The sequence below is a fragment of the Kitasatospora sp. P5_F3 genome, from assembly GCF_054049135.1.
The window spans coordinates 251,138-264,490 of sequence record NZ_JBFUMY010000007.1 but is presented as its reverse complement, the minus strand read 5'-3'; the positions used below and the strand labels follow the sequence as shown (position 1 = coordinate 264,490).

Here is a 13,353-nt window from a genome sequence, read left to right as displayed (position 1 = left end):
GCCACCAGGGGCCCGGGGAACGGCGGCGCCGACCTCAGCAAAGGTGATCCGTGCGTGGGCGGTCAGGACTTTCGCAGTGACCCCGGCGCCAGATCTCCTCGCAGTTCCCCGAGCCCCTGGACCGTAAATGGCCGGCCTCAGTTGTTCAGCCAGTCGTCGATGTCCGCCAGGAGTTGCTTCCGGACGTCCTCCGGGGCGCGGGTGGCGCGGACGGACTGCCGGGCCAGCTCGGCCAGCTCGGCGTCGCTGAAACCGTGTACGTCGCGGACCAGCTCGTACTGGGCGGCCAGCCGGGAGCCGAACAGCAGCGGGTCGTCCGCGCCCAGCGCCATCGGGACGCCCGCCTCGAACAGCTTCCGCAACGGAACCTCCTCGGCGCGCTCGTAGACCCCGAGCGAGACGTTGGAGGACGGGCAGACCTCGCAGGTGATCTGACGGTCCGCCAGCCGCTGCATCAGGCGCGGGTCCTCGGCGGCCCGGACGCCGTGGCCGATCCGGCCCGCGCCGAGGTCGTCCAGGCAGTCCCGGACCGACTCCGGCCCGGAGAGCTCGCCGCCGTGCGGGGCGGCCAGCAGCCCGCCCCGGCGGACGATCGCGAAGGCCCGGTCGAAGTCCCGGGCCAGGCCCCGCCGTTCGTCGTTGGAGAGGCCGAAGCCGACCACACCCTGGTCGGCGTAGCGCACCGCGAGCCTGGCCAGCGTGCGGGCGTCCATCGGGGACTTCATCCGGTTCGCCGCGACCAGCACCCGGATCCCCACGCCGGTCGCGGCGGAGGCCTCCCGGACGGCGTCCAGGATCAGCTCAAGGGCGGGGATCAGCCCGCCGAGCCGGGGCGCGTACGAGGTGGGGTCGACCTGGATCTCCAGCCAGCGGGAGCCGTCGGTAGCCTCGTCCTGGGCGGTCTCCAGCACCAGGCGCCGGATGTCGGACTCGTCCCGCAGCACCGACCGCGCGGTGTCGTACAGCCGCTGGAACCGGAACCAGCCCCGCTCGTCGGTGGCCCGCAGCTGGGGCGGCTCGCCGGAGCTGAGCGCCTCGGGCAGCCGGACCCGGTGCTTGTCGGCCAGCTCCAGCAGGGTGGCGGGCCGCATCGAACCGGTGAAGTGCAGGTGCAGATGGGCCTTCGGCAGGCTCCGGACATCACGCTGGCGTTCCATTCACCGATCCTGCCGTATCAGGGCCCCGAACGGGAACCGTCCCTTTCACATCCCTCGAAGGGGTGAAAGGGGCGGTGACCCGAGAAGCGACGGAACGTCAGGCGCGGGCCTCGCCGAGCAGCTTCTGCATCCGGCTGATGCCCTCGGCCAGGTCGGCGTCGCCGAGCGCGTACGACAGCCGCAGGTAGCCGGGGGTGCCGAAGGCCTCGCCGGGCACGACCGCGACCTCGGCCTCGTCCAGGATCAGGGTGGCCAGCTCGGCGGAGGTGGCCGGGCGCTTGCCGCGGATCTCCTTGCCCAGCAGGTCCTTGACCGAGGGGTAGACGTAGAACGCGCCCTCGGGCTCGGGGCAGAACACGCCGTCGATCTCGTTCAGCATCCGCACGATGGTCTTCCGGCGGCGGTCGAACGCGGTCTTCATCTCGTCCACTGCGGCCAGGTCACCGGAGACGGCGGCCAGCGCGGCGCGCTGCGCCACGTTGGAGACGTTGGAGGTGGCGTGCGACTGCAGGTTGGCGGCGGCGCTCACGACGTCCTTCGGGCCGATCATCCAGCCCACCCGCCAGCCGGTCATCGCGTAGGTCTTGGCCACACCGTTGACCACGATGCACTTGTCGGCCAGCTCGGGGAGCAGGGCGGGCAGCGAGGTGAAGGTGGCGTCGCCGTAGACCAGGTGCTCGTAGATCTCGTCGGTGAGCACCCAGAGGCCGTGCTCCAGCGCCCAGCGGCCGATCGCCTCGGCCTCGGACTCGGTGTAGACCGAGCCGGTCGGGTTGGACGGCGAGACGAAGAGCACCACCTTGGTGTTCTCGGTGCGGGCGGCCTCGAGCTGCTCGACCGAGACCTTGTAGCCGGTGGTCTCGTCCGCGACGACGTCGACCGGGACACCGCCAGCCAGCTTCACGGCCTCCGGGTAGGTGGTCCAGTACGGCGCCGGGATGATGACCTCGTCGGCCGGGTCCAGGATCGCGGCGAAGGCCTCGTAGATGGCCTGCTTGCCACCGTTGGTGACCAGCACCTGGGAGGCGTCCACCTGGTAGCCGGAGTCGCGCAGGGTCTTCGCGGCGATCGCCGCCTTCAGCTCCGGCAGGCCGCCGGCCGGGGTGTAGCGGTGGTTCTTCGGGTCCTGGCAGGCGGCGACGGCGGCGTCGACGATGTAGCCGGGGGTCGGGAAGTCCGGCTCTCCGGCGCCGAAGCCGATCACGGGGCGGCCGGCCGCCTTGAGGGCCTTCGCCTTGGCGTCCACCGCGAGGGTGGCGGACTCGGCGATGGCACCGACACGGGCGGAGACGCGGCGGTCTGCGGGGCGGGGGGTGGGAGCGCTCATGCCGCAATCGTTGCAGAGTCCTCTCCGCAGGGGCACAGCGGTTTCAGCATGCGTACGGATCCGTCCACTATCCGTACCCGCCGGTGGGCGGTCGGTGAAGGGGGTTCGACCAAACGCCCCGGAACACGTACACTCACTGCTCGATGGCTCCCGAAGTGCGGCTCCACCGGTGCGTAACTCACGCAGCGACCCGGATGCGGTAGGTTGGTGGTCATCTCCGGAGCCGCAAAGCTCCGTAGGGCAATAGCTCAATTGGTAGAGCACCGGTCTCCAAAACCGGCGGTTGGGGGTTCAAGTCCCTCTTGCCCTGCTGCTTGAACCGTATCCAGCCCGTTCGCTCCACAGGAGTGAGCGGGCTTGATGCGGAGATGGCTCCATCGCACTGCATTCGCCGGATCGCCCGCACCAACGCGAAGCGACGCTCGGCAGGACCCGGATTCAGGTGAGGACGAGTGACGGAGACCACGGGCTCCACCGCAACGCCTGAGAGCGGCAACCCCGACGGCGCGGAGGCGACTTCCGCCGACGTCAACGACAAGGTGCCCTCGCGTCGCGACCGTAAGCGTGCCCAGAAGTCCGAGGGCGGTGACGGCGGGAAGAAGTCCGGCAAGCGTGCCAAGAAGAGCATCTTCGCCCGGACGGCGCTGTTCTACCGCCAGATCATTGCCGAGCTTCGCAAGGTCGTCTGGCCGACCCGCAGCGAGCTGACCCAGTACACCACCGTCGTGGTGGTCTTCGTGGTCGTGGTCATGGGCCTGGTGGCCAGCATGGACTACGGCTTCTCCAAGCTCAGCCTGTGGGTGTTCGGCTGACCGGCCGTCACCTCCCCAGCTCCATCCCGACCCGGGCCGTGCAAACGGTCCGGGTCGAGCTGTCGGCGCACTCAGGGCGATCCCGCTACCGTTGACTCGGTACTGTGGAGGTATCCGAGTTGTCCCCGCAACGTGCCCGTGAGGGCGCCGGACAGTCCGGAGCCGTTCCAACTCACATCCCAGGAAAGAAGCAGCCACCGTGTCTGAGTCCCCCCTGTACGACGCCGACGAGACCGTCCGCGAGGCGGATGTCGCGGCCGAGGCTGCTGACGTCGAGGACGCCGAGCAGATCCTGGACGCGGTCGACGCCGACCAGGACGAGGTCGAGGCAGCGGACGAGGCCGAGGCGGGCGTGCCGGCCGAGCAGGACGCGGTGCACGAGGTGGCCGAGGACGAGTCCCTCGAGGAGGACGAGACCGAGGCCGCCGAGGACGAGGCTGCTGAGGACGCCGAGGACGAGACCGAGGCCGATGACGCCGAGGCCGAGGACGAGGTCGAGATCGACCCGGTCGTCGCCTTCCGGGAGCAGCTGCGCACCGCGCCGGGCGAGTGGTACGTGATCCACACCTACGCCGGGTACGAGAACCGGGTGAAGCAGAACCTGGAGCAGCGCGCCGTCTCGCTGAACGTCGAGGACTTCATCTTCGAGTCCGCCGTTCCGCAGGAGGAGGTCGTCCAGATCAAGAACGGCGACCGCAAGACCGTCCGGCAGAACAAGCTCCCCGGCTACGTGCTGGTCCGGATGGACCTCACCCCCGAGTCCTGGGGCGTCGTGCGCAACACCCCGGGTGTCACCGGCTTCGTCGGCAACGCCTACGACCCGTACCCGCTGACCCTGGACGAGGTCGTCAAGATGCTCGCCCCCGACGTCGAGCGCGACGCGGCCAAGGCCGCCGGCAAGGCGTCCCCGCACCGCCCGGTCGAGGTCCAGGTGCTCGACTTCGAGGTCGGCGACTCGGTCACCGTCACCGACGGTCCGTTCGCCACCCTGCAGGCGACCATCAACGAGATCAACCCGGACTCGAAGAAGGTCAAGGGCCTGGTCGAGATCTTCGGTCGGGAGACCCCGGTCGAGCTGTCGTTCGACCAGATCCAGAAGAACTAGTTCAAAGCTTTGAGTTCGGGGGCGGGGCTTCGGCCCCGCCCCCGAACTCGTTTTGGTCCAGGCCGCATCAGCGGTTAGCCTGGTCCGATGTGTGTTCTGCCTGGCCGGGTGTCGCTCCGGCTGCGGACGCACCAGTAATCCACTCTCGGAAGGACCCGGAGAGCATGCCTCCCAAGAAGAAGAAGGTCACGGGGCTTATCAAGCTCCAGATCAAGGCCGGCGCGGCCAACCCGGCTCCGCCGGTCGGCCCCGCGCTGGGTCAGCACGGCGTCAACATCATGGAGTTCTGCAAGGCCTACAACGCCGCGACCGAGTCGCAGCGCGGCATGATCGTGCCGGTGGAGATCACGGTCTACGAGGACCGCTCCTTCACCTTCATCACGAAGACGCCGCCGGCCGCGCGCCTCATCCTGAAGGCCGCCGGCGTGGACAAGGGCTCGGCCGAGCCGCACAAGACCAAGGTCGCGAAGCTCACCAGCGCCCAGGTCCGCGACATCGCCACCACCAAGCTCCCCGACCTGAACGCCAACGACCTGGACGCGGCGGCGAAGATCATCGCCGGCACCGCCCGGTCGATGGGCATCACCGTCGAGGGCTGAAAAGCCCCCTAGTCCACCGTGGTAGGGCCCGCGCGGCCCGTCCCACGAACTCCATTCACCTTCAGGAGAAGCAGTGAAGCGCAGCAAGGCTCTCAAGGCCGCGGACGCCAAGGTCGACCGCAGCCGGATCTACGCTCCCCTCGAGGCCATCCGCCTCGCCAAGGAGACCTCCACCGCCAAGTTCGACGCGACCGTCGAGGTTGCCATGCGTCTGGGTGTCGACCCGCGCAAGGCCGACCAGATGGTCCGCAGCACCGTGATCCTTCCGCACGGCACCGGTAAGACCGCTCGGGTCCTGGTCTTCGCGACCGGCGAGCGTGCCGAGGCCGCGCGTGCTGCGGGCGCCGACATCGTGGGCTCGGACGAGCTCATCGACGAGGTCGCCAAGGGCCGCCTGGACTTCGACGCCGTCGTCGCCACCCCGGACCTCATGGGCAAGGTCGGCCGCCTCGGCCGCGTGCTCGGCCCGCGTGGTCTGATGCCGAACCCGAAGACCGGCACCGTCACCCCCGATGTCGCGAAGGCTGTCAACGACATCAAGGGCGGCAAGATCGAGTTCCGCGTCGACAAGCACTCGAACCTGCACTTCATCATCGGTAAGGCCTCCTTCACCGACGAGCAGCTGGTCGAGAACTACGGCGCCGCGCTGGACGAGGTCCTCCGGGCCAAGCCGTCCGCCGCGAAGGGTCGCTACATCAAGAAGACCGCGATCTCCACCACGATCAGCCCCGGCATCCAGGTGGACCCGAACCGCACCCGGAACCTCCTCGTCGAGGAGGACCCGGCCTCCGTCTGAGCCCTCGAGCTCCGGCGGTAACCGCGTTCAACGGGCCCGCATCCCCCTTCGAGGGGGGTGCGGGCCCGTCGGCGTATGTACATCAATTAGAGTCCGCTTTCCGAGATCCGAACGAGGGGGAGACAGTCATGCGGGACCTGCGGACGATTGCCGTCACGGCGCTGCTGGTGGGCGGCCTGACCGCCTGCGGTTCGAGCGGATCGGGGGCGGGCGAGGCGGCCAAGCCCTCGGTGTCCGCCACCCCCTCGGCCGGTGCGAGCGGTACGGCGGCCCCCCAGCCGGGCGACTCCTCCCCGGCCGCCGCCACCGCAGGCGCCACAGCCGGCGCAGGCCAGGCCCCGGCGCCCACCGGCGCGCCCAAGGACGTCCTGCTGGCGGCCGCCGGCGTGATGGCCAAGGCGGGCAACGCCGCCCTGGTGGTCAGCACCGGGGGAGCGGACACCGGCAGCGGCGCCCTGCGCTGGGGCGGGTCGGCCGCGGCCGACCTGACCTTCAAGGTGGACGGGCAGGACGCCAGGCTGCGCTCGGCCGCCGGGACCAGCTTCGTCGGCGCATCCCCGGAGACCGTCGCGCTGGCCGGTGGGCGGCACTGGATGAAGGTGAACGCCGCGGCGCCGGCCAACGGCGCGGGCCTGTCGGCCGGCGGCGAGGACGCCCGGACGCTGGCCGTCCTGATGAAGGCGCTCGACCCGGCGGTGCCGCTGGCGGTCGGCGCGGCCAGCCCCGGGCTGGCCAAGGTCGGGGTCGAGCAGGTGAACGGCGCCGAGGCGGTGCACTTCCACGCCACCGGGGTGGCCCAGGCGCTGGTCGGCGCGATGGCCGGGCTGACGGAGGACCAGAAGGGGCAGGCGCTGGCCGAGCTGGGTAAGGGCGGCGGCGCGCTGGACCTGTGGATCAACGGCCGGAACGAGCTGGTCCAGCTCCGTAGCGCCGACCTCACCCCGGCCAGGACCGGCGAGATGACGGTGCGTTACACCGAGCTCGGCAAGGCCCCCGAGGTGGCCGCCCCGCCCGCCGCGGATGTGTTCGAGGTCGCAGATCTGCTCAAGGGCTTCGGCGGCTGAGCTCCGCATGACAGGGTGTCGGAGGGAACATCGGTGGCAGGGGGACAGGGTGACGGCAGGTCAGCGGTCGGCGGCCGCGGCGATCGCCGTGCTGCTGCTCACCGGCGTAGCCGGCTGTGGCGGCGGCGGACCGGAGCCCCGGCCCACCGCCACCCCCTCGGCCAGTGCCGCGCCGACCGGCCTGCCCAGCCCCACCGACCGGTCGCCGCACGGGGTGCTGCTCTCCGCCCAGCTGGCGATGAGCACCGCCCGGCGGGCCGAGTTCTCGTACCGGCTGGGCGGCGACCCGGCCAGTGGAGTGCTGTTCTGGGCGCCGAAGACGGTGCTCAAGGTCAAGTACCCGGACACCGCCGAGCAGCTGATCGTGCTGGACACCACCGCCTACCGGGGCGGCGACCAGGCCACCGCCGACCGGACCGGCGGGCGGCACTGGGAGAAGTTCACCGTCCCGGGCGGCCGGCGGGAGATTCCGTACGCCGAGCTGGTCGACCGGATCAACCCGATGGTGGGGCTGACCGCCGCCGTCGCCGCCGAGAGCCCGCGGCTGGTCGGTGAGGAGGAGCTGGGCGAAGCCACCGTCCAGCACTACCGGGTGGACATCGGTGTGGACCGGTACGTCGCGGCGCAGACCCTGCTGCCCGCCACCCGGCAGCAGGCCCTGCAGGCCGCGCTCGGAGCCGGCGGGGTGCGGCAGCTCACCCTGGACCTCTGGCTGAACGACAAGGACCAGCTGGTCCAGCTTCGCCGCAGCGGCGGGGTCGGCCCGGCCGACACCATGACCTACCGGGGATTCGGCGGCCCGATCTCGGTGCAGGCCCCGGCCGAGAACGACACCGTGGACACGGGTAGCCAGAGCCTGCCGCCGCTCGCCTCCTGACGGATTTGGCCGATTCGCGGGGGGTCGAGTACGGTGGGGGCTGCCAAAGACCGCTGGTTGTCGGCTGCGCCCGCAAGGGTGCTGACGACCGAAGGTTCCGCGATTCGTCGCGGACAGCCCGCGCAGGAGTGTTTGGAGCTTGGACTTCCGGTCCGTGCGGCTTGCCGCCTGGATCGTTGAGGTCATTCAGAGCCCCGTGCGCCTGCGCACCGGGGCTCTCACTGTTTCTGCAGAGCTTCCTGGCCGGTGGTTTGAGGCGTTGGATGGTCGACTGTTCGAAGGTCGGCCTGACTTCGACATCACGGAAGGAGGCGTAAGCCTATGGCAAGGCCCGACAAGGCTGCTGCCGTCGCCGAGCTCACGGACAAGTTCCGTGCCTCGAACGCGACGCTGCTCACCGAGTACCGCGGTCTCACGGTGAAGCAGGTCAAGACCCTGCGTCGCTCGCTGGGGGACAACGCCCAGTACGCCGTGGTGAAGAACACGCTGACCAAGATCGCGGCCAATGAGGCCGGGATCTCCGAGCTGGACGACCTGTTCTCGGGTCCGACGGCTGTTGCCTTCGTCACCGGTGACCCGGTGGAGTCGGCGAAGGCTCTGCGTGACTTCGCCAAGGACAACCCCGCACTCATCATCAAGGGCGGTGTCCTTGACGGTAAGGCGCTGTCTGCCGATGACATCAAGAAGCTCGCGGACCTCGAGTCCCGCGAGGTGCTGCTCGCCAAGTTCGCGGGTGCCATGAAGGCCAAGCAGTCCCAGGCTGCCGCGCTCTTCCAGGCTCTCCCGTCGAAGCTCGTCCGCACCGTGGACGCGCTTCGCGACAAGGTCGAGCAGGGCGGTGCCGGTGCGCCGGCTCCCGCCGCCGAGGACGAGGCCGCCGAATAATTCGGCAGGCTCACGCCTCGCTGCGGGCCAGTGCCCGCCCAATCCGTACATCCGGCACCTACCTGCCGATTTAGTGGAAGGACGCCAATCATGGCGAAGCTGACCCAGGACGAGCTGCTCGCGCAGTTCGAGGAGCTCACCCTCATCGAGCTCGCTGCCTTCGTGAAGGCCTTCGAGGAGAAGTTCGACGTCACCGCTGCCGCCCCGGTCGCCGTTGCCGCCGCCGGTGGCGCCGGTGTCGTGGCCGAGGCCGTCGAGGAGCAGGACGAGTTCGACGTCATCCTCGAGGGCGCTGGCGACAAGAAGATCCAGGTCATCAAGGAGGTGCGCGCCCTCACCTCCCTCGGCCTGAAGGAGGCGAAGGACCTCGTTGACGGTACCCCCGCCACCGTCCTGGAGAAGGTTGCCAAGGACGCTGCCGAGAAGGCCAAGGCCCAGCTCGAGGCCGCTGGCGCCAAGGTCACCGTCAAGTGACTCAGTGCCCCCTCTGAGGGGGCGCGAGGCCGGGCCGATCACCCTTGCGGGTGGTCGGCCCGGCCTTTTTGCGTACCCGGTCCCTGGCCTGCTCCACCCGTTCGCCCACCAGGGTCCACCCGGTCGGCGGACGGGCTTCACCGGCCTGGCGGACTGTGTACTCGGCCACTGTCGGCAGGGCCCGGTAGGGTGAGCGCTGTCATTGGGGGAGGCTCCCACCACGGGTTCTGTAACGCGGTGGCCTGCTCGGACGATGAACGCTTCGAGGTCCGCACTCCGGTGAGGGCCTTGACGAACTCCACCGGGCGCGCGATTCTCAAGGCGCGCCCCACAGGAGGCGAGTCCAACCGGTCGATGTGGTTCCGGATGCATATTCGGTGGCTCCGACGGGAATTGACTCTTGGTGAGGTGCGGTGGCTCGGAGCGTCCGGGGCACGGCGGAGCGGTATGAGGGGAGTCTCCGATTCGGTCTCCGAATCAGAGCTTGTCAGCAGTGTGCCTTTTGGCTACACTGTCCCTTTGCGCTGCCTGTTAGCTGCTCCGTGACTCGTCGCCCGGAGCAAGCACTGCCCTGAAGGGGTCTGGCACTGCCTCCGCAAAGCGGCTCTGACCTGGGAGATCTTCCCGGCTGAGACCCACGGCGCCGGGGGTGGGACCAAGCCCGTCGAGGCCGGCCGGTACGCGCGCAGTGAGCTCCGAGCCCTCGGAAGGACCCCCCTCTTGGCCGCGCCGCGCAACGCCTCGAACAACGCCAATTCCACCGCCCCGCTCCGCGTCTCCTTCGCGAAGATCAAGGAGCCCCTCGAGGTCCCGAACCTCCTGGCCCTGCAGACCGAGAGCTTTGACTGGCTCCTCGGCAATGCGGCCTGGAAGTCTCGCGTCGAGGCGGCCCTGGAGAGTGGTCAGGACGTCCCCACCAAGTCCGGTCTGGAGGAGATCTTCGAAGAGATCTCCCCGATCGAGGACTTCAGTGGGTCGATGTCGCTGACCTTCCGCGACCACCGTTTCGAGCCGCCGAAGAACTCGATCGACGAGTGCAAGGACCGCGACTTCACGTTCGCGGCCCCGCTCTTCGTCACGGCCGAGTTCACCAACAACGAGACCGGTGAGATCAAGTCCCAGACGGTCTTCATGGGCGACTTCCCGCTCATGACCCACAAGGGCACCTTCGTGATCAACGGCACCGAGCGTGTCGTGGTCTCGCAGCTGGTCCGTTCCCCGGGTGTGTACTTCGACTCCACCCTGGACAAGGTCTCCGACAAGGACATCTTCTCCTGCAAGGTCATCCCCTCGCGTGGTGCCTGGCTGGAGATGGAGATCGACAAGCGCGACATGGTCGGTGTCCGCATCGACCGCAAGCGCAAGCAGTCGGTCACCGTACTGCTGAAGGCGCTCGGCTGGACCAACGAGATGATTCTCGAGGAGTTCGGCGAGTACGAGTCGATGCGCGCCACCCTGGAGAAGGACCACACCCAGGGCCAGGACGACGCGCTGCTCGACATCTACCGCAAGCTGCGCCCCGGCGAGCCGCCGACCCGCGAGGCCGCGCAGACGCTTCTGGAGAACCTCTACTTCAACCCGAAGCGCTACGACCTCGCCAAGGTCGGCCGTTACAAGGTCAACCGCAAGCTGGGCAACGCCGAGTCGCTGGACTCCGGCGTGCTCACCGAGCCCGACATCATCGGTGCGATCAAGTACCTGGTGAAGCTGCACGCGGGTGAGACCGACTGGCGGGACGACGCGGGCCGCGACATCGTCGTGGAGGTCGATGACATCGACCACTTCGGCAACCGTCGTCTGCGCAACGTCGGCGAGCTGATCCAGAACCAGGTCCGTACGGGTCTCGCCCGTATGGAGCGTGTCGTGCGCGAGCGCATGACCACCCAGGACGTCGAGGCGATCACGCCGCAGACCCTGATCAACATCCGGCCGGTCGTCGCCTCCATCAAGGAGTTCTTCGGCACCAGCCAGCTGTCGCAGTTCATGGACCAGACGAACCCGCTCTCGGGTCTGACCCACAAGCGTCGTCTGTCCGCGCTCGGCCCCGGTGGTCTGTCCCGTGAGCGGGCCGGCTTCGAGGTCCGTGACGTGCACCCCTCGCACTACGGCCGCATGTGTCCGATCGAGACCCCCGAAGGCCCGAACATCGGTCTGATCGGCTCGCTCGCGTCCTACGGCCGGGTGAACGCCTTCGGCTTCATCGAGACCCCGTACCGGAAGGTCATCGACGGTGTCGTGACCGAGGCGGTCGACTACCTCACGGCAGACGAGGAGGACCGCTACGTCATCGCGCAGGCCAACGCCCCGCTGACCGACGAGCTGACCTTCGCCGAGCCGCGTGTCCTGGTCCGCCGCCGTGGTGGCGAGATCGACTACATCCCGGGCACCGAGATCGACTACATGGACGTCTCGCCGCGCCAGATGGTGTCGGTTGCGACCGCCATGATCCCGTTCCTCGAGCACGACGACGCCAACCGCGCGCTCATGGGCTCGAACATGATGCGCCAGGCCGTCCCGCTGCTCCGCAGCGAGGCGCCCGTGGTCGGTACCGGCATGGAGTACCGCTGTGCGGTCGACGCCGCCGACGTGATCGTGGCCGAGAAGGCGGGTGTCGTCCAGGAGGTCTCGGCCGACTACGTCACCGTGGCCAACGACGACGGCACGTACACCACGTACCGCGCCGCCAAGTTCACCCGCTCGAACCAGGGCACCGCCTTCAACCAGAAGGTGCTCGTGGACGAGGGCGCCCGGGTCGAGGTCAGCCAGGTGCTGGCCGACGGCCCGTGCACCGACCAGGGTGAGATGGCGCTGGGCAAGAACCTGCTCGTGGCGTTCATGTCCTGGGAGGGTCACAACTACGAGGACGCGATCATCCTGTCGCAGCGCCTCGTGCAGGACGACGTCCTCTCCTCGATCCACATCGAGGAGCACGAGGTCGACGCCCGTGACACCAAGCTGGGCCCGGAGGAGATCACCCGGGACATCCCGAACGTCTCCGAGGAGGTCCTCGCGGACCTCGACGAGCGCGGCATCATCCGGATCGGCGCCGATGTCACCACCGGCGACATCCTGGTCGGCAAGGTCACGCCCAAGGGTGAGACCGAGCTGACCCCGGAGGAGCGCCTGCTCCGCGCGATCTTCGGCGAGAAGGCCCGTGAGGTCCGCGACACCTCGCTGAAGGTGCCGCACGGTGAGTCCGGCAAGATCATCGGTGTCCGCGTCTTCGACCGCGAGGAGGGGGACGAGCTTCCCCCGGGTGTGAACCAGCTGGTTCGCGTCTACGTCGCCCAGAAGCGCAAGATCACCAACGGTGACAAGCTGGCCGGCCGTCACGGCAACAAGGGTGTCATCTCCAAGATCCTGCCGGTCGAGGACATGCCGTTCCTCGAGGACGGCACCCCGGTCGACATCATCCTCAACCCGCTGGGTGTCCCGTCCCGAATGAACCCGGGACAGGTACTGGAGATCCACCTCGGGTGGCTCGCCAAGCAGGGCTGGGACGTCTCCGGTCTCGCCGAGGAGTGGGCCACCCGCCTGCAGGCGATCGGCGCGGACAAGGTCGAGGGCGGCACCAACCTCGCCACCCCGGTCTTCGACGGCGCCCGCGAGGACGAGATCACCCACCTGCTGGACCACACCACCCTCACCCGTGACGGTGAGCGCCTGGTGAACTCCACCGGTAAGGCGCGGCTGTTCGACGGCCGCTCCGGTGAGCCGTTCCCGATGCCGGTCTCGGTCGGCTACATGTACATCCTGAAGCTGCACCACCTGGTCGACGACAAGCTGCACGCCCGTTCGACCGGTCCGTACTCGATGATCACCCAGCAGCCGCTCGGTGGTAAGGCGCAGTTCGGTGGTCAGCGATTCGGTGAGATGGAGGTGTGGGCCCTTGAGGCGTACGGCGCCGCCTACGCACTGCAGGAACTCCTCACCATCAAGTCCGACGACGTTCTCGGCCGGGTGAAGGTCTACGAGGCCATCGTCAAGGGCGAGAACATCCCCGAGCCGGGCATTCCTGAGTCCTTCAAGGTCCTCATCAAGGAAATGCAGTCGCTCTGCCTCAACGTGGAGGTGCTGTCCTCGGACGGCCAGTCCATCGAGATGCGGGACTCCGACGAGGACGTCTTCCGTGCCGCCGAGGAGCTCGGCATTGACCTGTCCCGGCGCGAGCCGAGCAGCGTCGAAGAGGTCTGACGGAGGTTGGGCCGGCCACCGTGTGTGGCCGGCCCGCCCCCAGGCCCCCTCAGACCAGATGAA

General features: G+C 68.8%; 11 protein-coding genes and 1 tRNA gene. 10 read left to right on the top strand and 2 right to left on the bottom strand.

Annotated elements, in window-relative coordinates:
* Positions 1-137: 137 nt before the first annotated feature.
* Together ACXJMZ_RS06185 and ACXJMZ_RS06180 are read right to left on the bottom strand one after the other, a co-directional pair.
* Positions 138-1,157 (bottom strand): adenosine deaminase, encoded by a 1,020-nt coding sequence (locus ACXJMZ_RS06185; RefSeq protein WP_457028933.1) that lies wholly within the window; start codon positions 1,155-1,157, stop codon positions 138-140.
* Between the two features lie 97 nt (positions 1,158-1,254).
* A complete protein-coding gene (locus tag ACXJMZ_RS06180) occupies positions 1,255-2,484 on the bottom strand; it encodes a pyridoxal phosphate-dependent aminotransferase (RefSeq protein ID WP_457028932.1) in 1,230 nt (409 codons plus the stop codon).
* Between the two features lie 237 nt (positions 2,485-2,721).
* Between ACXJMZ_RS06180 and ACXJMZ_RS06175 the strand changes: the two genes are divergently transcribed.
* The 10 genes from ACXJMZ_RS06175 to rpoB all read left to right on the top strand — a co-directional run bounded on the left by ACXJMZ_RS06175 (position 2,722) and on the right by rpoB (position 13,290).
* Positions 2,722-2,794 (top strand) — tRNA-Trp (locus ACXJMZ_RS06175).
* A gap of 142 nt (positions 2,795-2,936) precedes the next feature.
* Complete coding sequence (gene secE / locus ACXJMZ_RS06170) at positions 2,937-3,296, top strand: preprotein translocase subunit SecE (protein ID WP_457028931.1); 360 nt, start codon at positions 2,937-2,939, stop codon at positions 3,294-3,296.
* A 199-nt stretch (positions 3,297-3,495) separates the two neighbouring features.
* Positions 3,496-4,401: a transcription termination/antitermination protein NusG gene (gene nusG, locus ACXJMZ_RS06165; RefSeq protein WP_457028930.1), complete on the top strand. Its 906-nt coding sequence runs from the start codon at positions 3,496-3,498 to the stop codon at positions 4,399-4,401.
* A 164-nt stretch (positions 4,402-4,565) separates the two neighbouring features.
* A complete protein-coding gene (gene rplK, locus ACXJMZ_RS06160) occupies positions 4,566-5,000 on the top strand; it encodes a 50S ribosomal protein L11 (protein ID WP_403036533.1) in 435 nt (144 codons plus the stop codon).
* 73 nt (positions 5,001-5,073) lie between these two features.
* On the top strand, positions 5,074-5,796 hold the full coding sequence (gene rplA / locus ACXJMZ_RS06155; protein ID WP_057231424.1) for a 50S ribosomal protein L1: 723 nt from the start codon (positions 5,074-5,076) through the stop codon (positions 5,794-5,796).
* Positions 5,797-5,924: 128 nt separating this feature from the next.
* On the top strand, positions 5,925-6,860 hold the full coding sequence (locus ACXJMZ_RS06150) for a hypothetical protein (protein ID WP_457028929.1): 936 nt from the start codon (positions 5,925-5,927) through the stop codon (positions 6,858-6,860).
* A gap of 49 nt (positions 6,861-6,909) precedes the next feature.
* Positions 6,910-7,737, top strand: coding sequence for a hypothetical protein (locus ACXJMZ_RS06145; protein ID WP_457028928.1), 828 nt, complete (start codon positions 6,910-6,912; stop codon positions 7,735-7,737).
* Between the two features lie 321 nt (positions 7,738-8,058).
* Positions 8,059-8,622 carry a 50S ribosomal protein L10 gene (gene rplJ, locus ACXJMZ_RS06140; RefSeq protein ID WP_403036545.1) on the top strand — a complete coding sequence of 188 codons (564 nt, stop codon included), beginning with the start codon at positions 8,059-8,061 and terminating at the stop codon, positions 8,620-8,622.
* A 90-nt stretch (positions 8,623-8,712) separates the two neighbouring features.
* Positions 8,713-9,096: a 50S ribosomal protein L7/L12 gene (gene rplL, locus ACXJMZ_RS06135; protein WP_457028927.1), complete on the top strand. Its 384-nt coding sequence runs from the start codon at positions 8,713-8,715 to the stop codon at positions 9,094-9,096.
* A gap of 720 nt (positions 9,097-9,816) precedes the next feature.
* Positions 9,817-13,290, top strand: a complete 3,474-nt coding sequence (gene rpoB, locus ACXJMZ_RS06130) for a DNA-directed RNA polymerase subunit beta (RefSeq protein ID WP_057231416.1) — start codon at positions 9,817-9,819, stop codon at positions 13,288-13,290.
* The last annotated feature ends 63 nt before the right edge of the window (positions 13,291-13,353 follow it).

Bases quoted from the DNA above. Each gene is read 5' to 3' on its own strand.
- ACXJMZ_RS06150 (WP_457028929.1), top strand. From the start codon at position 5,925: ATGCGGGACCTGCGGACGATTGCCGTCACGGCGCTGCTGGTGGGCGGC.
- rplL (WP_457028927.1), top strand. From the start codon at position 8,713: ATGGCGAAGCTGACCCAGGACGAGCTGCTCGCGCAGTTCGAGGAGCTC.
- rplK (WP_403036533.1), top strand. From the start codon at position 4,566: ATGCCTCCCAAGAAGAAGAAGGTCACGGGGCTTATCAAGCTCCAGATC.
- ACXJMZ_RS06185 (WP_457028933.1), bottom strand. From the start codon at position 1,157: ATGGAACGCCAGCGTGATGTCCGGAGCCTGCCGAAGGCCCATCTGCAC.
- rplJ (WP_403036545.1), top strand. From the start codon at position 8,059: ATGGCAAGGCCCGACAAGGCTGCTGCCGTCGCCGAGCTCACGGACAAG.
- ACXJMZ_RS06180 (WP_457028932.1), bottom strand. From the start codon at position 2,484: ATGAGCGCTCCCACCCCCCGCCCCGCAGACCGCCGCGTCTCCGCCCGT.